Annotated in this window: 14 protein-coding genes and 1 tRNA gene; 7 read left to right on the top strand and 8 right to left on the bottom strand. The window is 68.3% G+C overall.

Features of this window, described 5'->3' with window-relative positions; translation table 11 throughout:
• The 3 genes from ILT43_RS14495 to ILT43_RS14485 all read right to left on the bottom strand — a co-directional run bounded on the left by ILT43_RS14495 (position 1) and on the right by ILT43_RS14485 (position 2883).
• Positions 1–1587: a GAF domain-containing protein gene (locus ILT43_RS14495; RefSeq protein ID WP_204199693.1), complete on the bottom strand. Its 1587-nt coding sequence runs from the start codon at positions 1585–1587 to the stop codon at positions 1–3.
• A gap of 132 nt (positions 1588–1719) precedes the next feature.
• Positions 1720–1796: transfer RNA gene (locus ILT43_RS14490), tRNA-Pro, on the bottom strand.
• A gap of 136 nt (positions 1797–1932) precedes the next feature.
• Positions 1933–2883 (bottom strand): CsgG/HfaB family protein, encoded by a 951-nt coding sequence (locus tag ILT43_RS14485; RefSeq protein ID WP_204199692.1) that lies wholly within the window; start codon positions 2881–2883, stop codon positions 1933–1935.
• Between the two features lie 134 nt (positions 2884–3017).
• Here ILT43_RS14485 and lepA point away from each other — a divergent pair, with 134 nt between their 5' ends.
• Positions 3018–4841 (top strand): translation elongation factor 4, encoded by a 1824-nt coding sequence (gene lepA / locus ILT43_RS14480; protein ID WP_204199691.1) that lies wholly within the window; start codon positions 3018–3020, stop codon positions 4839–4841.
• A 492-nt stretch (positions 4842–5333) separates the two neighbouring features.
• On the opposite strand, the gene ILT43_RS14475 is transcribed toward lepA, so the two are convergent.
• The 3 genes from ILT43_RS14475 to ILT43_RS14465 all read right to left on the bottom strand — a co-directional run bounded on the left by ILT43_RS14475 (position 5334) and on the right by ILT43_RS14465 (position 11931).
• Positions 5334–7292, bottom strand: a complete 1959-nt coding sequence (locus tag ILT43_RS14475) for a sialate O-acetylesterase (protein WP_204199690.1) — start codon at positions 7290–7292, stop codon at positions 5334–5336.
• Between the two features lie 26 nt (positions 7293–7318).
• Positions 7319–8860 (bottom strand): tryptophan halogenase family protein, encoded by a 1542-nt coding sequence (locus tag ILT43_RS14470; protein WP_204199689.1) that lies wholly within the window; start codon positions 8858–8860, stop codon positions 7319–7321.
• Between the two features lie 68 nt (positions 8861–8928).
• Positions 8929–11931 (bottom strand): TonB-dependent receptor, encoded by a 3003-nt coding sequence (locus tag ILT43_RS14465; RefSeq protein WP_204199688.1) that lies wholly within the window; start codon positions 11929–11931, stop codon positions 8929–8931.
• Between the two features lie 247 nt (positions 11932–12178).
• On the opposite strand from ILT43_RS14465, the gene ILT43_RS14460 reads away from it, so the two are divergent.
• The gene (locus ILT43_RS14460) at positions 12179–12865 is read left to right on the top strand and encodes a SapC family protein (protein ID WP_204199687.1); all 687 of its coding nucleotides are present in this window, start codon (positions 12179–12181) and stop codon (positions 12863–12865) included.
• Positions 12862–13857 carry a cupin-like domain-containing protein gene (locus ILT43_RS14455; protein ID WP_204199686.1) on the top strand — a complete coding sequence of 332 codons (996 nt, stop codon included), beginning with the start codon at positions 12862–12864 and terminating at the stop codon, positions 13855–13857. Before ILT43_RS14460 ends, ILT43_RS14455 begins: the two co-directional genes overlap by 4 nt.
• A 6-nt stretch (positions 13858–13863) precedes the next feature.
• Here ILT43_RS14455 and ILT43_RS19795 read toward each other — a convergent pair whose 3' ends face one another.
• Together ILT43_RS19795 and ILT43_RS14445 are read right to left on the bottom strand one after the other, a co-directional pair.
• A complete protein-coding gene (locus tag ILT43_RS19795) occupies positions 13864–15042 on the bottom strand; it encodes an ATP-binding protein (protein WP_204199685.1) in 1179 nt (392 codons plus the stop codon).
• A 153-nt stretch (positions 15043–15195) separates the two neighbouring features.
• The gene (locus tag ILT43_RS14445) at positions 15196–16512 is read right to left on the bottom strand and encodes a sigma-54-dependent transcriptional regulator (RefSeq protein ID WP_204199684.1); all 1317 of its coding nucleotides are present in this window, start codon (positions 16510–16512) and stop codon (positions 15196–15198) included.
• 50 nt (positions 16513–16562) lie between these two features.
• On the opposite strand from ILT43_RS14445, the gene ILT43_RS14440 reads away from it, so the two are divergent.
• The 4 genes from ILT43_RS14440 to ILT43_RS14425 are packed head-to-tail and all read left to right on the top strand — an operon-like array spanning position 16563 to position 21751.
• Entirely contained in the window at positions 16563–17843 is a 1281-nt protein-coding gene (locus ILT43_RS14440; RefSeq protein ID WP_204199683.1) for an efflux RND transporter periplasmic adaptor subunit, read from the top strand.
• A gap of 11 nt (positions 17844–17854) precedes the next feature.
• On the top strand, positions 17855–18535 hold the full coding sequence (locus ILT43_RS14435; RefSeq protein WP_204199682.1) for an ABC transporter ATP-binding protein: 681 nt from the start codon (positions 17855–17857) through the stop codon (positions 18533–18535).
• A gap of 23 nt (positions 18536–18558) precedes the next feature.
• Positions 18559–19296 carry a head GIN domain-containing protein gene (locus ILT43_RS14430; RefSeq protein ID WP_204199681.1) on the top strand — a complete coding sequence of 246 codons (738 nt, stop codon included), beginning with the start codon at positions 18559–18561 and terminating at the stop codon, positions 19294–19296.
• Between the two features lie 28 nt (positions 19297–19324).
• On the top strand, positions 19325–21751 hold the full coding sequence (locus ILT43_RS14425) for an FtsX-like permease family protein (RefSeq protein WP_204199680.1): 2427 nt from the start codon (positions 19325–19327) through the stop codon (positions 21749–21751).
• The last annotated feature ends 20 nt before the right edge of the window (positions 21752–21771 follow it).

The following is a 21771-nucleotide window of genomic DNA, read 5'->3' as shown; positions in this document are numbered from 1 at the left end:
TCACGCCTGCGCCAAATGTCGAATCGACGCTTGCAGGTCTGCCTGGAATCCGGTCGGTTCGTAGCGGAGATCGACACCGCCCGCTCCGACCAGGCCCATCCGTACGAGCTTCGATCCGAAGCCGCGACGTGTTGGCGGTACGACAAGGGGGCCGCCGCTTTCGCGCCAGTGCATGACGAGATCGGCGTCGTCTCCGGTACCCTCGATGCTCCATCCGACGTCGACACGCCCGTTCTCGCGACACAATGCGCCATATTTGCAGGCGTTGGTCATCAATTCGTGCAGGACGAGGGAAAAGGACAAAGCGGCGCGCGCGCCGAGCGCCACGGGCGGACCGGCCATGTGGACACGGTCGCCGAAGCCGACGGTGTCGATCACCGCGTCCGCAACCGTGCGCAGATCGGCATTGATCCAGCTTTTCTGCAGCAGCACGTCGTGTGCTGCGCTGAGTGCCATCAGCCGCTGTTCGAAGGTCTCGACCGGGCGGCGATCGGGGACGTCGCGCAGGGTTTGGCTGGCGATGGCCTGCACCATCGACAGCATGTTTTTTAGCCGGTGCGAGATTTCGCCGTTCAGCATCTCCTGCTGCTGTTCGCCGCGGAAGCGCGCCACGCCCGCCTCCAGCCGGTCGGCGACGCTGCGCAGGAAGGTGAGCTCCTCCGGCATCCAGATGCGGCGATGGGCGGAGTTGACGATCAGCGCGGCAACCGTTCGATCATGCTGGCGCACCGGCATGTTGACCAGCGCCTCGACCCCGACCGCCTGCATCGCCGCGGGGTCCGCCGCGGTGCGTTCGTCGGTCAGCACGTCCTCGATCACCAGCGGTTCGCCGCGAGCGAGATGATCGCGGATTGCGCCGTAATCCTCGAACCGATGACGTCCGGCGATGCTCGCGGTACCGGGTGCGGTCCAATCGCTTTCGATGTCGATCGAGCGAACATCGTCGTCGACGAACCCGAAGCCGGCCCGCTCCACGTTCAACACGCGGCCGACGATCTTGGCGGCGGCATGGGTCATCTGGCTGGCGTCGGGACTGTTGCGGATGTGCTCACCGATCTCCACGAGCGCGGTCTGCAATTCCGCCATGCGCTCGCTGGCGCGCGCGATCCGGCGAAGTTCGAGATGGTCGCTGGCCTGTCGGGCTAGGGCGAGCAGCAGTGTCTTCTGCGTATCGCTCAGACCAGCCGGGCGCGCCGTCGTATCGATCACGCACAGCCGTCCGACCACCTCGCCGGACCGCAGCGTCAGCGGGGCACCGGCATAATAGCGGAAGGTGCGTTCGCCCGTGACCAGCGGATTGGCGTGGGTGCGGCCGTCCTGCGACAGGTCGGTAACCTCCAGCAGGTGCGCGTCATCGATGTCGATGCGGCACACCGATTGGTCGATCGGCGTTTCGCCGACGTCGAGGCCATGACGGGCCTTGAACCACTGGCGATCGGTATCGAGCAGGCTGATGAGCGCGATCGGGGCGTCGCAGGTCTGCGAGGCGATGAAGACGATGTCTTCGAACGCCTGCTCCTCAGGGGTGTCGAGCACCCGCAAGCTGGCCAGCGCGCGTGCCCGCGAGGCGTCCTGTTCCGTGCTCACCCGAATCTCGCTATCCGTACCGCCCCCCGGCGGACCTGATGCAGGTAAGCTACTGAAGTCGGTACGCTGTCAAGCCGCGGTCGGTCTCGACGCCCACGTTGCGCGTGCGGTGCGGCGTATGTCGCTGAGTTATGGTCGGGAAGAGAGGATTCGAACCTCCGGCCCCTGCCTCCCGAAGACAGTGCTCTACCAGGCTGAGCTACTCCCCGACGGAGTCCCGGGTCATCGGCCTTTTCGGGGGCCTGCCGGTGCTTGGAGGCGCGCCTATAGCCAGCACTTTGCGGGCTGGCAAGCGGTCGCGCACCGAATCGGTGCGCGACCGCTGAACGTCACCTGTGCGGATCGTCAGTTGCTGGGGGCGAGCTTGGTGTTCAGGACCCAGCCGACATTGTCGTTCTCGTCCGCGACCTCCCACCACAGGCCGGCCTTCTGGCCGGTCGGGTAGACGATCGAGCCGACCGGCAGCGTGCGGATGACCCTGGCCGAGGCGACGCCGGACGCGCGCATCGCGACGGGGCCCTGAGCGGTGAAGGTCTTGGTCGGTGCGGCCTGTGCGGTGCCCGCGTCGCCGGGGGTGACGAGACCGAGCGTGTTGACCATCTTCGTATAGGCCTGGATGAACGACAGCGTCACGATCCGGCCGATATCGGTGTTGTCGTAGCCGCCGCCGACCGCGCCGCCGATCGCGAGGAAGCCGCCCGCGCCGAACGCCAGGTTGTTCTTCGCGGCATAGCCGTCCTCGACCGCGATCGTCTCCGTCGTGCGGACGTTGGTCAGCGACAATTGGGTGTTCGCCTCCATCTTCTTGCTCTTCAGCCCGCCGAGCAGACCGCCGATGCGGCCACCGACCAGCCCGCCGATACCGCCGGCGACACCGCTGCCGCTGACGTTGCTGTTCGCGCCCGCGATCTCCGCGACGAGGACATAGTCCGCCGCCTTGATCTGACCCTGACCGACGTTCGCGCCGCGTTGCAGGCCGAGGCCGCCGCCGATCGCACGTTCGCGGCTGGCGGCGTTCAGGCCGGTGCCGCGATCGACGATGTTGAAGCAGCCCGAGCGCTGGACGAGCACCCGTAGCAGCTTCTGCGGAGGTGCGAGGCTGTTCTGCGTCCAGGCGGAGGGATCGTCGCCGTCCGCGATCGACACGGTGCCCAGCTTGCGGGTGCAGCGCGGCACGTCGTTGACGGCCTGCACCTGCATCTGCTGTCCCTTGGATGCGCGGGCCTGTGCACCGGCCTGTGCGCTAGACAGTGTAACGGCCGCGACCAAGCCAGCCGTTACTGCGAACGTCTTCATTGATTGTCCCCCTTTGTTACTTGCCCCGTAACGACTCCGGCCTTTAGCGAAGGTGAAGGCCGGGCGGAACCCGCGTTTGCCTTGGGGCGAGCGGATGCTATGGCCGGCGAAACCCGCACATCGTCAGGACATCCGTGGCAACCCCGCTCGACCGCATCCGTAATTTCAGCATCATCGCGCATATCGACCACGGCAAGTCGACGCTGGCGGACCGTCTGATCCAGCAGACCGGTGGCCTGACCGAGCGCGAAATGTCCGAGCAGGTGCTCGACAATATGGACATCGAGAAGGAGCGCGGGATCACGATCAAGGCGCAGACGGTGCGCCTGGCCTATACCGCGTCGGACGGCGAGACGTACGTCCTGAACCTGATGGACACGCCGGGCCATGTCGACTTCGCCTATGAGGTTTCGCGGTCGCTGGCGGCGTGCGAGGGTGCGCTGCTGGTCGTCGACGCGGCGCAGGGCGTCGAGGCGCAGACGTTGGCCAACGTCTATCAGTCGATCGAGCACGACCACGAGATCGTGCCTGTCATCAACAAGATCGACCTGCCCGCCGCCGAGCCCGAGATGGTTCGCAAGGAGATCGAGGACGTGATCGGCATCGACGCGTCGGAGGCGGTGCTGGCGTCGGCCAAATCGGGAATCGGCATCGCCGAAATCCTGGAGGCGATCGTCAAGCGTATCCCGCCGCCCAAGGGCGATGCCGACGCGCCGCTGAAGGCGATGCTGGTCGACAGCTGGTACGATCCGTATCTGGGCGTCGTCATCCTCGTCCGCGTGATCGACGGTGTCCTGAAAAAGGGCCAGCAGATCAAGTTCATGCAGGCCGGGACGATGCACCTCGTCGACCGCGTCGGGTGTTTCCGGCCGAAGATCGAGCAGCTGGCCGATCTGGGGCCGGGCGAGATCGGCTTCATCACCGCGCAGATCAAGGACGTGGCGCAGGCCCGTGTCGGCGATACGCTGACCGATGCGAAGCGCCCCGCCGCGGAGGCGCTGGAGGGCTTCAAGGAAGTCCAGCCGGTGGTGTTCTGCGGCCTGTTTCCGGTCGATGCCAACGACTTCGAGAAACTGCGCGAGAGCATCAGCAAGCTGCGGCTGAACGATGCCAGCTTCTCGTTCGAGATGGAGACGAGCGCCGCGCTGGGCTTCGGTTTCCGCTGCGGGTTCCTGGGGCTGCTGCATCTGGAGATCATCCAGGAGCGGCTGACGCGGGAGTACGACCTCGACCTCATCACCACTGCGCCGTCGGTGGTGTACCAGATCGAGTTCACGCATCCCGATCCGGCCGGGATCACGCAGATCGACCTGCATAATCCCGCCGACATGCCGGACGTGAACAAGATCAAGACGATCAGCGAGCCGTGGATCGAGGCAACGATCTACGTCCCCGACGAGTATCTCGGCTCGATCCTGAAGCTGTGTCAGGACCGGCGCGGTATCCAGAAGAACCTGACCTATGTCGGCGGCCGAGCGCAGGCGACCTACGAACTGCCGCTGAACGAAGTGGTGTTCGACTTCTACGACCGGCTGAAATCGCTGTCGAAGGGCTATGCCAGCTTCGACTATCACCAGATCGGCTACCGCGAGGGCGACCTTGTCAAGATGTCGATCCTCGTCAACGAGGAGCCGGTCGACGCGCTGAGCATGATCGTCCATCGCGGCACCGCCGAGGTGCGGGGTCGCGGCATGGTCGAGCGGCTGAAGGAACTGATCCCGCGCCATCTGTTCAAGATCCCGATCCAGGCGGCGATCGGCGGCAAGGTGATCGCGCGCGAGACGATCAGCGCGATGCGCAAGGACGTGACCGCGAAATGCTATGGCGGCGATGCCAGCCGCAAGAAGAAGCTGCTGGAGAAGCAGAAGAAGGGCAAGGCGAAGATGCGCGAGTACGGCTCGGTCAGCATCCCGCAGGAGGCGTTCATCGCGGCGCTGCGCATGGGGGACGAGGGCTGACACCGAGCGTCTGATATCGAACGATTTCGTCCGGAAGGTTAGGCTAAGGTTAGTCCTACGCGGCGTTTTCGCGCAGTCGTTTTCGCGGGCGTGGTGAGGTGGTCTGGAATGGGGCACGGCGCTGGATTGCCGTGTCGCCTCCCTCCTCGCGGTCACGCGGCGGTAGTCGGGTCGGTTACCGGAAGCCGGTTGTCAAAGAGCGGGCGTATTGTGGGCGCGAGCTCGAAATATACGAGTCGGCGCTTGTAGGACAGGGATTCGGCTTTGGTGGATACGTTGGCTGGTCGAGCCACCAGCGATCGGTCCGGCGGAGAGGCCCCACCCCCAACCCCTCCCCTGAAGGGGAGGGGAGAATCGATCGAGCCTCCCCGATCCTGAGAAGGCTCTTCGCAAAAACATCTTCTACGACCCCGGCCTTGGCCGGGGTGGTGGCTTGGTGACAGGCAGCGAAGCTATTCGCTACGATCCCCGAAGGGGAGGGGCGTCTGGGCTTCAGCGCGCGGCCATCACCGGCACTTCGAACGTGCCGACCGGGAGTCCGGCGTCGTCGGCGAGGTTGATGGCGGGGGCGTCGGCCCAGACGTAGCGGATGCGGGTGACGGGCTGGCCGTCGCCGGGCAGCGTCACCTGCGCGCCGTCGACACGGCCGGCGGCGTAGCGGCACGAGGCGGGCGCGGTGCCGCAGAGTTCGAAGCCGATCGCCTGTCCCGCACCGAGCGCGTGCAGCGTGCCGGTGACGCCGGTGAAGCGCAGCGTGACGCCGGCGCCCGCACCCGCCTGCGCGTCGGCGATCGAGGGACCGGACGGGGCGATGCGCTCGCCATAGACGGCCGCGCGCATGACGCGGGCGAGCCGCTGGCCGACCGCGTGCTTTTCGCCGGGGTGGATGTCGAGCGGATCGCCGAGGTCGAGCGTGACGGCAAGGCCGGCATGCGGGTCCTGTAGGGCGACACGGCGCTGGGCGTCGCGCACGTCGCCCCAGCCGCTGTCCGACGGTGCGGTCGCGGGCTTCCCATAGGAGGAGAGCTGGACGATGCCGAAGGCGGCGTCGGGACTGCCGAGCCGCGTGCGCCAGTCGGCGATCATCGTCGCCAGTCGCTTGTCATACCCGGGAATGCCGGTGTCGGACTCGCCCTGATACCACGCCATGCCGGCGACATGCGTGCGGCCGAGCGGCGCGATCATCGCGTTGTAGAGCGTGCCCGCGCCGTTGATGTCGTCCCACGGCACGCGGGGGGCGGAGCCGGCGAATGGTTTCGCGACGGCGTAGCGCCATTCGCTGCCGATCGGTACGCTGCTGCCGTCGGCGAAGGTGATCCGCATCGTATCCGCCGGTCCGGTCATGCCGCCATTGGCATACACGTCGTCGTCGTTGACGGTGATGACGTTGCGCCCGGCCTTCAGCGTGCCGGCGGGGAGGGCATAGACGCGTGATTGCGACGCCAGGCTGCTGCCGCCGATACCCTTGCCGTTGACCCAGGTGCGGTCGGCATCATCGACCGCGCCGAGGACGATCGTGGCGGGGCCGCGCGCCTGCCCGGCGGTCAGCTCCACCTCGCGGCGGTACCAGACCATGCCGTTGTAGTCGGCGAGTTCGGGCACGCCCCACGTCTCGAAATTGGTCATCGCGGGGACCGGACGCCAGTCGAGCGCGGCCGCCGGTTGCCACGGTTCGCGACCGGCGGCGTCGCCCGAGCCGGCGCGCCACCACCCCTCCCAGATCGTCATCGCGCGGGCGTTCGCGGCGGCGGGGTCGCGGGCGTAGAGGGCGAGCAGGTCGGCCTGATCGGCCATGCCGGTGCGGCGCAGCGCGGCGTCGCTCATCCACGCGCTGATCCGCGATCCGCCCCAGCTGGAATGGATCGCGCCGATCGGTACGTCCGCGGTGCGGCGCAGGGCCTGCACCATGTAGAAGCAGGCGGCGGAAAAGTCGGGCTGCGTGGTCGGACCAGCGACGACCCAGCGCGGCGGATCGGCGAAGGTCCCGAGCGGAATCGGCGCGGCGCGTTTCTGTACGGTCAGCAGGCGCAGCCTGTCGTCGGTGGGTGCGTGCGCGTCCGGGATCAGGTCCTGCGCATCGCTGACCTTCAGTTCCATGTTGCTCTGGCCGGAGCACAGGAAGACGTCGCCGATCAGGATGTCGTGCAGCACCGCCGCGCCGCTCGCGGCGGCGATCGTCAGGTCGTAGGGGCCGCCGGCGGGCAGGGCCGGGAGCTGCGCCGTGAAGCGACCGTCGCGCCCGGCCTTCGCGCTGACGCTCCGCCCGGCGAGCGAGATCATCACGGTCTCGCCGACGGCGGCCTGCCCACTGAGATCGATCGGCTGGTTACGCTGGAGTACGGCGTGATCGCTCACGACGCCGTCGAGGCGGGGTGCGGCACCGGCCGGTTCGGCCCACGCAGCGCCGGTCATGATGGCGGTCAGGGTCAGGCGCGCGGCGACGGATCGCATGGGGGTTTTGCTCCTTCGGGACGAGGTCAGATCGGTTGCAGGCCGTGGCGGACGATGCGCTCGATCAGGTCGCGATGTTTGGGCAGGCTGCTCGTCAACCGCTGGGTCTGTGCGCGGTTCTCGCGGCGGGCGCGGCTCGCGAGGTCGGCATCGCGGTCCACCGTGCCGGGCGGCACCGCGGTGCGCGCGCCCATACCGTACAGGACATATTGGTAGCTGGCGGAGGGGAAGACCTCCTCGGCGCGGTCGAACTCGTCGTGCAACCACGGCGACTGGTAGCGCCACAGCTCCATCAGCCCGCGCAGGCGATCGGGGATCGATTCCGGCCGGACATTGTCGCGCCAGAAGTCGGTGTCGGTGCGCTTCGTCAGCGCGTAATGGAGCTTCAGGAAGTCGACGATCCGGCCCCAGCGATACAGCGTCGTGTCGTTGAAGCGGCGCGCGACGACGGGCATCACCTCCCGACAGGCGGGCATCTGTTCGGCGATCATCTTCGCAGACAATTCGATCAGCACGATCGCGGAGGCTTCGAGCGGTTCGAGGAACCCGGCGGCGAGGCCGACCGCGACGCAATTGCCCTTCCAGAAGGTTTCGCGGTGGCCAGCGCGGATCGACAGGGTGCGGGCCGACAGGTCGCGCGCGGCGGGGCCTATATAGGCGCGCAACTCGCTCTCGGCCTGGTCGGCGCTTATGTGGCTGCTGGAGAAGACATGGCCGACCCCTCGGCGGGTCGGCAGGCCGATGTCCCAGATCCAGCCGGCGGATTGCGCGGTGGAGATGGTGTGGCTGGCGATCGGCGCGTCGGGCGCGTCGTAGGGGACCTGCATCGCCAGGGCGGTGTCGCAGAACAGGATGTCGCTACAGCTCTTGAACGGCACGCCCATCGCCTCGCCGATCAGCAGCGCGCGGAAGCCGGTGCAGTCGACGAACAGGTCGCCGGTGATTGTTGGTCCTTGTGCGGTGGCGAGGCTGGCGATGTCGCCCTGATCGTCCAGCGTCACCCCGGTCACATCAGCGAGGACGTGGCGGACGCCGAGCGTGTCGCAACAATGCCGCTGGAGGAAGGTCGAGAACTTGCCCGCGTCGAGGTGATAGGCGTAGTTGGCGTGCGCGTCGTATTCGGGCGTCGCCATCGTCTTCGGGCCCAGCCCTTCGTCGCAGATCCGGCCCTGCGGCGTGACGGTGTCGCAGAAGCTGTCTTCCGTATCGTGCGCGAGCCAGTGCGGGGCGAGGTTTACGCTGCCGAACTGCTGCGGCAGCATCAGCGGGTGGTAGTAGCCGTCGTCGGGCGCACCGGTGGTCCAGCGGTTGAAGCGTGCGCCCTGCTTGAACGAGGCGTCGCATTGGCGGAAGAACTCGGTTTCGGACACGCCCATGCGGCGCAGCGTATCGCGCAGGGTCGGCCAGGTGCCCTCGCCCACGCCGATGATCGGGACGGTCGGCGATTCGACCAGTGTGACGGTGAAGCCGTGCGGCGCCCGCGCCTTGTGCCGGGCGGCGATGACGCCCGCGGTCAGCCAGCCGGCGGTGCCGCCCCCGACGATCACGATATTCTGGATTGGGCGCATGGGCGGAAGCGTAATCAAAAAAGGGCGGAGCACAACGTAGCGTCGTGCTCCGCCCGAGGGAGGGACCGTCAGAAGCGGTAGCGGGCGCCCAACGTATAGCGGCGACCGTAATCGAACACGTCGAGCAGCTGGTTGCTGAAGCGGCCGTGGGTGCTCTGTTGATTGTTGTTCACGTTCAGCGCTTCACCGAAGATGCTGAAGTTCTTGCTGATGTCGTAGCTGGTGGTCAGATCGACCTGGAAGCTCTGGTTGACGAAGGTCGGTTCCGCACCGAACGAGCCGGTGTTCTGGTTCTGACCGAATTGCAGCAGATACTTGTCGCGCCAGTTGACCGCGGCGCGGAACTGGAAGCCGGACTTGTCGTAGAAGCCGACGAAGTTCGCCGAGTTCGCCAGACCGGTGACCGCGAAGCCCGTCTGCGAGATGTTGGTTTCGTCATAGGGGCGGTTGGTGTTGACGAAGGTGGCGTTCGCCTGGAAGCCGAAGCCGCTGTCGCCGAACACCTGCTGCCATGCCAGCTCCACTCCGCGCACCGTGGCGTCGGGGCCGTTCACCTGCTGCGACACCGCGAAGGATGCGGGCTGGCCGGTGGTGGGGTCGACGACGCCGTTGATCGCCTGACGCGTCACGCCGCCGATGATGAAGTTGCTGACGTTCTTCAGGAAGAAGTTGACCGCCAGATAGGAGTTGCGACGGTAATACCATTCGGCGCCGAGGTCGAAATTGTCCGCCAGATACGGCCGCAGATTGGGGTTGCCGCCGCTGGCGGTCAGCGCGCCGACACGCTGGCCGCTGCCGACGTTGAGTACCGGCGTCAGCAGGTTGAGGCCCGGCCGGGTCAGCGTGCGCGACGCATCGACGCGCAGCACGAGATTGTCGGTCAGCTCCAGCTTCGCATCGAGGCTGGGCAGCAGGTACGAATAGGAGCTGGTGTTCGTGACCGGCTGGATCTCGGTATACTGGTCGACCGTGAGCAGCGTCGGATCGGCCGAGCTGGTGACGATCCGGACCGGCTGGCGGCCCTGACCGGTCGAGGACAGGTTGGTGACCTCGTTACGGATGCCGGCGTTGAAGGTGAACGGCAGGCCGCCGATCTCCGTCTTGAAGTTCGCGCTGAAATACAGCGACCACGTCTTCTCCCGCACGCGCAGGACGCTGCCCGGATCGACCGCCTCGTCGAACGTCCCGGTGAAGCCGTTGACGCTGCCATAGTTGAAGCCGGGGATGTTCTGCGCCGATGGATTGCCGAGGCCGGTCAGGTAGTTCTGATAGGCAACGGGATCGAAGATGAACACCGACGGCGGCAGCGAGCCGTTGAAGCCGGGGATGAAGTTGTTCAGGCTGACATTGCCCTGGAACAGGTCGCCCGGCAGCGGCGAGATACCCGACGTGCGGCCGGACGGCGCGCCGTAGCCGGCATAAGCCTGCCAGAAATTGTTGGTGAAGGTGCTCTGGTTGCGGAAGTTGAAGGTGTCCTGATAATATTGGCCACCCGCCTTCAGCGTCAGATTGTCCTGCTTCCACGTGGCGTTGCCGCGGAATTGCATCAGTTCGTCGGTGTTGTGCTGCGTCTGGTTGACGGTGACGTGCGAACCGATGACCGACTGGTCCGCCCAGCGCGCGCTGTCGCCGGCGGGGCCGAAATTGCTGATCGACGGGAAGGCGTCCTTGCTGTTGCCGCCGACCTGGAAGCGCAGCGTGTTGCCGAGGTTGCCGCCGTAACCGATGTCGCCGTTGCGGCTGCCGATGATGTCGCCGGGGTTCAGCCAGCTCTTCGCATAGGCGGCGTCGCCCTCCAGCGTCAGGTTGTCGGTCGCGTCGAACTTGACGTTCAGGCCGGTCTGGTTGGTCTGCAGCACCTGCTTGTTGAGCGCGGCGGTGAAGTCGGTCGGGGTGCCGGCCTGCGTGAAGTCGACGGCGGTGCCGTTCGCGTCGAGCGTGACGTTGCGGAGGTCGCCCTGGTTGAACCAGACGCCGAACGCATAGTTGTTTTGGTCGATCGTCTGGCGCGAGAAGTTGTTGTCGATCGTGACCATCAGCGCGTCGGTCGGGTGGTATTGCAGCGAGATCCGGGCGTCGACGCGCTCGTCCTCCACCCGCTGCTGTTCCGCACCATATTGCTGGGGGAACCAGCCGGCAATGGTCTTGCTGCCGGCCTGCGCCGCGGTGCAGTTCGCGGTGAGCTGGCACGGCGCGTAGTTGCCGCCGGGCCAGCCGGACACGTAGACGCGGTTGGTATCGGTATCACGGCGGGTGTAGATCACGTCCGCGAGGATGCCGAAGCGGTCGTCCGCGGTCGTGCTGCTGATGAGCAGGCCGGCGGTCGGCACGATCTTGTCGGCGCGGTCCTGGATCGAGCCCGATGCGGTCGCCGCGAGACGGAAGCCGGGATGATCGAACGGGTTCGGAAACTGGATGTTGACGGTCGCGCCGATCGAGCTCGCCGAGAGCGACACGTCCGGCGTCTTGAGCACGCTCAGCTGGCCGATGAAGTCGACGCCGACGGTGCTGAAGTCGATCTGGCGACCACCCGTCGCGGTCGAGATGCGGCGGCCATCGTACAGCGTGGTGTTGAAATCGCCGCCGAAGCCCCGGACCGTGATGCCGGTCGGCTCGCCGCGCGAACCGGAGCGCTGGATCGACACGCCGGGCAGACGCTGGAGCGAGGCGGCCACGTTCGAATCGGGGAATTTACCGATGTCTTCCGCGGAGATGACGTCGACGACGCCCGACGATGTGCGCTTGATGTCGAGGTTGCGCTGGAGCGATCCGCGCAGGCCGACCACGACGATATCGTCGTTCTGGGCGGTGTTACCCTGCGACTCGTCCTGCGCCGTCGCCGCGTCCTGCGGCCGACCGGCTTCGGCGGCGCTGGTCGTGTTGGCGGTTGCGGGCACGGCCGGCTGCGGTGCGGCGGGCTGGCCGGTGGTGCTGTTCTGAAGGTTGCCCTGATCCTGCGCCAGGAGCGGCGTCGCGCACGTCAGCGCTGCCACGCTGGTAGCGCAGGCGAGCGCGCGCATACGCCGCGACAGGCCCGGATTGATCGAAACGGCACGCGTATTCGGAAGCATTTCAACATCCCCTCTATGTCCGCTGCGGCTCCTCTTCTGATGCGAGGTAGTCGCAGGCGATCCAGTGTGCAGAGCCGTTCCAGTCCCGTTGGCGGGGCCGAGCGAATCTACGGTAGCGCTCACAATACGATCATATAGGATGATTGCAAGCATTTGTCGGAGCGATCGTAGCGCCTTTGTTTTGGACCTCCGCTGTGCGATCTGATGCAGCAGACGCGCAGCAAAACACGATCGGGAGGAGGGGTGCATGCCCGCATGGGAGGTGTTGAACCGGGAGCAGCACGCGGACCTGCGCGCCTCGCGCCGCATCGACGGAGCGCGCCATTTCGCGCAGATCGTCGCCGACGAATTTCCGCTCGCCGCGCCGCATTATCCGATCCTGTTCACCAAGAATGCGGAGACGGGCGCGTTCTATGCCGGCGTCGTGATGGGAGTGGAGCCGGGCCGCAACCTGCTGACCGTCGACGGCGCACTACCGGATTATCGGCCCGCCGATCTGGAGCGACAGGGCTTCTTCGTCGCCGAGGGGCAGGTGGTGATCGATCCCGACCACGTCGCGTTCGCCGATCCGGCGGGCCAGCCGCTGTTTGGACCCGACGGTGAGGCGGAGCCGGCGCTGAAGCGGGTGCAGCAGGCGTTGCGGACGCTGGAGCAGGGCATCCCGGCGACGGATGCGATCATCCGGCGGTGGCTGACGCACCGGCTGCTGGAGCCGATCGACGTGACGCTGCATTCGGACGATGGGCAGCACGTGCGGTTGGACGGCCTCTACACCGTCAGCCTCGACGCGCTTCACGCACTGCCCGACGACGTCGCGGTGACGCTGTTCCGGTCGGGCGATCTGCAACTCGCCTATGCGCAGGCGGGCTCGATCCGGCATCTGCGCACGCTGGGCCGAATCAGGAACGAGCGGTTGCTGGACGGGGGGCTATGATCCGGGAGGCCGCGTCCGAGCATGTGCGCGATCCCGAACGGTTTCGCGCGGAGGTGATGGCGCGCGGCGAACCCGTGGTGCTGCGCGGGATCGCGCGCGACTGGCCGATGCTGGCGGGCGGGACGGTCGCCGCGGCGGCGGCGGAACTGGAGCGGTTCGACGCGGGACGATCCGCGGAGGTGTTCGTCGGGGCACCGTCGATCGGTGCCCGCTACCATTATGACGACACGCTGGCGGGGTTCAATTTCGAGCGGCGGACGATGCCGTTCCGCGACGCGCTGAGCGCAATACTGACGACCGCCGGACAGGGCGATCGCCCGAGCCTCTACATGGGATCGCTGACCGCCGAGACGTTCTTTCCGGGGATCGAGGACAGCGTGCGATTGCCGTTCGTGCCCGCGACGGTGCGGCCGCGCTTCTGGATCGGGCACGCGTCGACGGTCGCTTGCCATTACGATACGATGGACAATGTCGCCTGCGTCGCGGCGGGGCGGCGGCGCTTCACGCTGTTCCCCCCGGATACGATCAAGGACCTGTACGTCGGGCCGATCGATCACACGATGGCCGGGCAACCGGTGGGTCTGGCGGTCGGCAGCGCGCCGGGCGATCCGCGTTATCCCCGGTTCGAACAGGCGCGCGGGCGGGCGATCGTCGTGGAACTGGAGGCGGGAGACGCGCTGTATCTGCCGAAGCTGTGGTGGCATCAGGTGGAGGCGACGGGCGACGTCAACATCCTGGTGAATTACTGGTGGGACGGCTTCGCGGGCGGTCCCGATCAGCCGTACACGGCGATGATGCTGGCGTTGATCGCCATCGCGGACCGGCCGGCGGCGGAGCGGGCCGCGTGGCGGGCGTGGTTCGACCATTATGTATTCCGGCCGGATGGGCACCCGCTCGCGTTCCTGCCGCCCGAGCAGCACGGCATCCTCGGCGCGGCTAAGGAGAATTACGGACGCATCCGCGCGCTGGTCATGCGATTGTTGCGCGGCTGATCCAGCCTATTTGGGCAGAGTCAGCGCGAACGTCGTCGGCAGGCCGTCTTTCAGGATCAGCTCGCCGCCATGCGCCTGCGCGATCTGGCGCGCGGCGGCGAGGCCGATGCCGTTGCCGTCGGGCTTGGTGGTGAAGAAGGGCAGGAAGATCGACGCGCGATCCGCCGGTGCGACGCCGGTGCCGTTGTCGGAAATCGCGAAGATCAGGCGGGCGGGGGTGTCGGTCACAGCGAGGTGGACGGTTGCGTCCGCACTGTCGCCGGCGCCGGCTTCCGCGCCGTTGCGCAGGACGGCGAGCAGTGCCTGCGTGACCTGTCCGCGGTCGAGCGGCGCGGCGTGATCGCCAGGATCGTCGATCGTCAGGGTGGCGCGATCCTGCCACTCGCCGTCGAACAGGCGCGCGCAGTCGGCGAGCAGGTCGCGCAAGCGTACGGGCTCGATCGTCGGCTCCGGTAGGCGGGCGACCTGTCGGTAGGCTTCGGTGAAGCGTTGCAGCCCGTCCGTGCGGCGGGCGAGCGTTCCCAGAATATCGGGCAGCAATCGCTCCCGCCGCTCCGCCGGCGCATCGAGCACGCCGAGCGCGCTCTCCGCGAGCGAGGTGATCGGGGCGAGCGCGTTCATGACTTCGTGGCCGAGTACGCGCAGCAGTTCGCGGGTGGCGCGCGCCTCCGCCGCATGTTCCTCGGGCTCGACGTCGACCAGCGCGACGAGGGTGCGCGGTGTGCCGAGCGCATCGACGACGGCGCGGTCGATCCGCCAGCTACGCCCGCCGTGGCGCAGTCGCGTGGTGTCGGCGGACAGCAATGCCGGCGGGGCGGGCAGCACGCGGTCGTCGGTCGCGAACAGGCGGCGTGCGGCGCGGTTGAGGGCGCGGACATGCCCGCCGTTTTCGACCGCGAGCAGCGCGCCGGGGGCCTGGTCGAGCAGCACGCGCAGCATGATGCGTTCGTCGTCAGGGTGGCTCGCGGGTGCCGGTTGGCCGCGCGGGTCGGCGCGCGTGACGGCGGCCCAGAGCAGGATGGCGAGCCAGAGCATGACCAGCAGCGCGACGACGACGGTGCCCCAGAAGCGGTGCCCGCTCGCCCAGACGACCGTGCCGCCGGCTGCTGAGAGAGTGATTGCGGCGGCGAGCGTGCCGAGATTGCGGAGGTGGCGGGCGGTTCGGGGTGGGGGCGGTGGGCTCACAGCGGGGCGCCGGTGGGGTGGGGGTGTCGCGTTGGGGACGTGTCCGGGGCGTCGTCATGCCGGACTCGTGCCTTGCGGGCGGCGTCGAAGGTCGCGCGTGCGGACAGGGCCTGCCCCAACCCGTCCCCGAGGGGAGGGGAGATCAGGAGGGCACTATAGCCCATGTCGGGTCATGCGACGGTAGAGTGCCTGACGGCTGAGCCCGAGCGAGGCGGCGGCGTGAGAGACGTTGTGGTGGTGGTGACGGAGGGCGGCTTCGATCATCACACGTTCCGACTGTTCGAGCGACACGTCGAGCGGCGGCGTGGCGGTCGTGACGGGGGATACCGCGTCCACCAGTCGCGGCGTCAGCGCGGCGGCGTCGATGACGCCGTCGTCGTCCAGCAGTACCGCCCGCTCGATCGCCTGCGCCAGTCCACGGACCTCGTCGGGCCAGTGGCGCGCGAGGATCAGCGCCTCTGCGGAGGCGGTGAAGGGGGGCACCGGGCGGCCGTGGCGGGCGGCGGCGAGGCCAGCGAAATGGCGGGCGAGCAGCAGCGCGTCGGCGTGGCGCGCGGATAGCGGCGGCATCGTGAGATCGACGGTGCCGAGCCGGGCGCGCAGGCGCGGCGTCATCATGGCGGGGTCGTCAACGATCGCGACGGTGCGCGCGGTCGCGGGCAAGCGGTCGAGCAGGCGCGCCTGCTGCACCTCGTCGAGGCGATCGGGGTGACGCAGGATCAGCGTTCCGGCGGTGCCGCCGATCTTCTCCCACGCCAGCGGATCGCGCACATCGATCGTGATCGCATCGGCATCGGCATGCGGAGAGCCGGCGTGCAGCAGCGCCGCGACGAGGCTGCGGCCGGAGCCGGACGGTCCCGACACGATCACGCCGGCGGCGCTGGGCGCGACGCGGCGGATCAGGTCGCGCAGTCCGGCGACCGCAGGCGAATCGCCGAGCAGGCGGTGGAGGCCGGCGGGGGTGGCGGTCGCAGCGCTGCCGAATGCGAGGCTGGGCGAGCTGGGGCGGCGGCGTTTGCCGACCGCCGCGTCGACGCGGGCGATCAGGTCGGCGTTGCGCCACGGCTTCATCACGAAGTCCGACGCGCCCGCCTGCATCGCCGCGACCGCGATGCGGATGCCGCTGTGCGCGGTGATGACGACGACGGCGGCGGTGGGATCGTCGGCGACGATCCGGGCGAGGCAGGCGAAGCCCTCCTCGCCGCTGGTCTGCCCCTGCGTGAAGTTCAGATCGAGCAGGATCGCGTCGTAGCGGTACTGCGCGAGGTGGGAGAACGCCTCCTGCGGGGCGACCGCGGTGTCGACGCGGTGGCCGGCGCAGTCGAAGGCGAGCGTGACCGCCTGTGCGATCTGACGATTGTCGTCGACGAGCAGGATCCGGTGTCCGCTTGACACGTCGTGCGGTGTCCGGTCGCGGACACCCTGTCCGGCCACGGACGGAGGACTGTCGGCGGGATCGTGCTTAGTCATTGATTTCACGTGTTTTCGGCATTTTCGAGTTCCTGCGCGACACTGTCCGCATGATGACCGAACCGAGCATACACGCAAACCTCTCTCCCGGTGCAGGGATGGACCGGCAGGTCGCGAAAAAGCCGCGGCCGTGGTGGCGGTCGCGCGCCGCGCTGATCGCCGTGGCGGTGGTGCTGGTCGCGGTGGCGGTGTGGCGCTCCCTGCCAGCGGCGGGATCGACCGATATCGCGTCCGCCGATGTGGAGACCGGGCTGGTCGCACGCGCGCCTTTCGCCGACTATCTGCCGGTGCGCGCCACCGTCGCGCCGAAGGTGACGACGCTGGTCGGCGTGCTGTCGGGCGGACAGGTCGAGAGCCTGTTGGTGCAGGACGGTGCGATGGTCGGGGCGGGCCAGCCGCTCGCGCGGCTCGCCAACCCGGAACTGCGGCTGGAGGTGCTGACGCGGGAGGCGCAGATCGCCGGGCAGCTGGGCGACGTGTCCGGGCAGGATCTGGGGATCGAGCGCAACCGGCTCGATCGCGCCAGCCAGATCGCGCAGGCGAACTACGACCTCATCAAGGCGCGCCGCGAACTCGGCATCCGCCAGCAACTGCACGACAAGGGCTTCGTGTCCGATGCGGGCGTGAAGAGCTTCGCCGAAGAGGCCGCCTATCAGGAGAAGCGGCTGGCGCAGTTGCAGTCGGGCGGCGCGACCGAGGCGCGGATCACGGCGTTGCAGGAGTCGCGTCTCGCGGACACGCGCAACCGGCTGTCGGGGAACCTGACGGCGGTGCGCGCGGGCCTCGACGCGCTGGTCGTGCGCGCGCCCACCGGAGGGCGGTTGACCAATTTCGCGATCCAGCCGGGCCAGACGCTGAAGCCGGGCGATCCCGCCGGACAGGTCGACAGCGAAGGCGCATGGAAGCTGGAGGCGGATGTCGACGAATTCTACCTCGGCCGGGTCGCGGTCGGGCAGAAGGCGACGGCGAACGACGCGCGGCTGACGGTCAGCAAGGTGCTGCCCGCGGTCAAGGACGGTCGTTTCCGCGTCGAACTCACCTTCGACCGGGCACCCGACGGCCTCAACCGCGGCCAGACGATGGACGTGCGCGTCACGCTGGGCAGCACCGCCCCCGCGCTGGTCGTGCCGGTCGGCGGCTGGGTGGATGCGGGCGGCGGATCGTCGGTCTTCGTCCTCGACAGCGACGGCGCGCATGCCCGCCGCCGCACCATCAAGATCGGCCGCCGCAACCCCGAACAGGTCGAGATCCTGTCCGGCCTCGAACCCGGCGAACACATCGTCACCAGCAACACGTCGGCCGTGAAGGGCGACATCCTCAACATCCGCTGAAAGGCCCCGTCATGATCCGCCTAGAGAATATCCAGCGCCGCTACGTCTCCGACGAGGTCGAGACGACCGCGCTCCACGACATCGACCTGCACGTCCAGTCGGGCGAGTTCGTCGCGATCATGGGACCGTCGGGGTGCGGCAAGTCGACGCTGCTCAACACGCTGGGCACCGTCGATCGTCCGACCGGGGGGCGGTACATGTTCGGCGACCGCGATCTGGCAGCGCTGGACGAGGCGGCGCTGGCGCGGTTCCGCGGCGAGACGCTGGGCTTCGTGTTCCAGAGTTTCAACCTGATCGACGAACTGACGATCGCCGAGAATGTCGAACTCGGGCTGGCGTATCGCAAGGACCGGAGCGGCGACCGGCGCGCGCGCGTCGCGGCGGCGATGGACAAGGTCGGCATCGCGCACCGCGCGCGCCATTATCCGCATCAATTGTCGGGCGGTCAGCAGCAGCGCGCAGCCATCGCCCGCGCGATCGTCGGCGATCCGAAGCTGATTCTCGCGGACGAGCCGACCGGCAACCTCGACACCGAGAATGGTGCGCAGGTGATGAACATCCTGAACGGCCTCAATGCCGAGGGGGCGACGATCGTGATGGTCACCCACTCGCCCAGCCACGCCGACATGGCGAAACGCCGCATCGACATGCTCGACGGACGCATCGTCGCCTCCGTCGCCCGCGCCCTCTGATCCCTGAAGCAAGGACCCCGACCATGAACCGTCTCGCACTCGCCGCCCTGATCCTCGCCACGTCCACCGCTGCCATCGCCCAGTCCGGGGAGCGCCGGTTCGAGGTCGGGCGCTTCGACGCGGTCGAGCTGACCGGCTCCGACACGGTTCGCGTCGTGCCGGGTGCGGCATTCTCCGTCGTGGCGAGCGGCGATCCGCGCGCGGTCGCGGCGCTGACCGTCGACGTGCGGGGCAACACGCTGCGCGTCGGGCGGCGGCCGGGCAACTGGCGCGATAAGGGCGCCGTGGTCACGGTGACGATGCCCGCGATCCGCGCCGCGACGATCACCGGATCGGGGGATCTGGACGTGGGGCGCGTCGCCGGGGCTGCGTTCGCGGCAAAGGTCGGTGGCTCGGGCGACCTGCGGCTGCACGACGTTCGCGTTGGCGATGCGCGGATCGAGGTGGGCGGCTCGGGCAACGTCACGCTCGACGGCAATGTCGCGGGGGTGCTGGCGATCGACCTGTTGGGGTCGGGCGATGTCGTCGCGCGCGGCAACGCCGGGAATGTCGCCGTGCGGCTGGTCGGATCCGGTGACATCGACACGAGTGCGGTCCGGACGGCGCGCGTTCAGGTCGACCTGAGCGGATCGGGCGATGTGAAGACCTTCGCCAGCGACACGGCGCGGGTCGCCGCGGGGGGAACGGGCGACGTGACGGTCGCGGGGCATCCGCGCTGCAGCGTGCGCAAGACCGGCACCGCCGACGTGTCCTGCGGCTGATCCCCCGTCTCGAACCGGACTCCGGATCATGAACCGCTTCGCGCTCCTGACGCTCTATCGATCGCTGACGCGGCACAAGATGCACGCCGTGCTCAACATCGGTGGGCTGGCGGTCGGAATCGCGGTGTTCCTGGTGCTGGGCCTCTATGTCCGGTTCGAGACGAGTTACGAGAAATGGCTGCCGCGCCATGCCGGAATCTACCGCATGCTGACCGAGTTGCACCTGCCCGGCACCGCGTTCAACGGCGCGTACCCGGATACGATGACGGGCATGCTGGAACAGATGCGGCAGGATTTCCCCGGTCTCGTCGGCACCCGCATCCGCGGCGGGCGCAAGGGCGGCAGCGTCCTTCGCGGCGACACCGCGACGAAGGAGGACGTGGCGCAGGTCGATGCCGCGTTCTTCCGCGTGTTCGACCTGCCGATGGTTCGCGGCGACGGGGCGCAGGCGCTGGCCGATCCCACGGCTGCGCTGCTCAGCCGGTCGGCGGCGCGCAAGTTCTTCGGGAGCAGCGACCCGATCGGTCAGACGATGACGATCGCAGTGGATGCGCCCGCGACGTACCGCGTCGCCGGTATCTTCGATGATTTGCCGGCGAACAGCGACCTGCGCTTTTCGATCCTGCTGCCGATGCCGCGCACGCCGCCGGCGGGTGACTGGATGTGGTATAAGTGGGGCACCGCGTCCGCCGCGACCTTCCTGCGCTTCGCCACGCCAGCGCAGGCGCGCGCCTTCGAACGCGCGATGCCCGCGTTCATCCAGCGTCATGCCGGAATGGACCTGGGGCCGCGGCCGACCGACGTGATTTCCCTGCCGCTGATGCCGATCGCGGACGGCCACCTGCGCCCGGTCGGCCCGGAGAGTGCCGGCCGGTCGCTGACGGTGGCGACGCTGGGGATCGTCGGCGTGCTGACGCTGCTGATCGCGATCGTCAATTACGTGAATCTCGCCACGGCGCGCGCCGGGCTGAGAGCGCGGGAAGTCGCGATGCGCAAGGTTCTGGGCGCGGATCGCGCCACGCTGGTCCGGCAGTTTCTGGGCGAGGCGGTGGCCACAGTCGCGGTCGCCGCGCTGGTCGGGTTGATGATCGCCGAGCTCGGGCTGCCCTACGTCAACGCGGCCGGTGGACTGGCGCTGACGATCCCTTACGCCCTCGTCGTGCCGGCGCTGGCCGTACTGGCGCTGCTGGTGGGGGTCGCGGCCGGCTTCTACCCGGCGCTGCTGCTGTCGCGCTTCCCCGCGGCGGCGGTGTTGGCATCCGCACGCGCGCCCGGCGGCGGTCGGGCGGGAGCGCGCCTGCGCGAGGCGCTGGTCGTCGTCCAGTTCGGCCTCGTCACCGCCTTCATCATCGGCACGATCGTACTGGTCGTGCAGGTCGCGCACGTCCGTAACGCCGATCTGGGATTCCGGCGCGACGGCCTGCTGATGGTGCCGTCGCTCGCCGATAAAGGCGTCGGGCCGGAGCGGACGCGCGCTTTGCTCGCCGCGTTTCGCACGCTGCCCGGCGTCGCGTCGGTGGGGGTGGGCGGTGCCGGGCCCGGTGGCGACGGCGGTGCGAACGTCGACGTGGTCGAGATGCCGGGGCGACCCGCGCCCGGCCTGTCGGTCATGACGCTGGTGACCGGACCCGATTTCTTCCGCACCTATGCCCCGACGTTGCTGGCCGGCCGCCTGTTCGACGACGCGCACCGTGCCGACGATTCGACGGACTGGCAGCGCTGGCCGAAGGGGCGCAACGTCGTCCTGAACGCGAAGGCGGCGGTCGCGCTGGGGTTCCGCACGCCGGCGGAGGCGATCGGCAAGACGGTCGGCGGGTCGATGCCGCGCACGATCGTCGGCGTGATCGACCGCTTGCGCTTCTTCTCGCCGCGCACGCCCGACGAGGCGACCTATTATGTCTACTACCGCGAGTTCGTGCCGACGCCGGTGGCGGCGATCCGCTTCACGGGCGACCGACGCACGATGACCGATGCGATCGGCCGCGCGTGGCGGCGGATCGCGCCCGACGTGCCGCTGATCGTCGAGAGCGCCGATCGACGCCTTGCTCCGTTGCACGAGGCGGACGAGCGGGCGGCGCGACTGTTCGCGATCGGATCGGGGCTGGCGGTCTTCATCGGCTGTATCGGATTGTGCGGCCTCGCCTCGTTCAACGCCGCGCGGCGGATGCACGAGATCGGCATCCGCAAGACGCTGGGCGCGTCGGCGGCGGACATCGTCCGGCTGCTGGTCGGCCAGTTCCTGCGGCCGGTGTTGATCGCCAATCTGCTCGCCTGGCCGATCGCCTATGCGGCGATGCGCCTGTGGCTGGCTGGGTTCGCCGACCCGATCGCGCTGTCACCCCTGTATTTCGTGGCGGCGAGCCTGCTCGCCCTCGTCATCGCGACGCTGACCGTCATCGGCCAGTCGCTGCGGGCGAGCCGCGCCGCACCCGCCCGGGCGCTGCGCCATGACTGATGTCTTCACCCTTTCCTCTG

It is taken from the genome of Sphingomonas longa, assembly GCF_016892685.1.
Classification (GTDB): domain Bacteria; phylum Pseudomonadota; class Alphaproteobacteria; order Sphingomonadales; family Sphingomonadaceae; genus Sphingomonas; species Sphingomonas longa.
The sequence above is the reverse complement of the archived record's forward strand: the minus strand, read 5'-3'. Positions and strand labels throughout refer to the sequence as shown.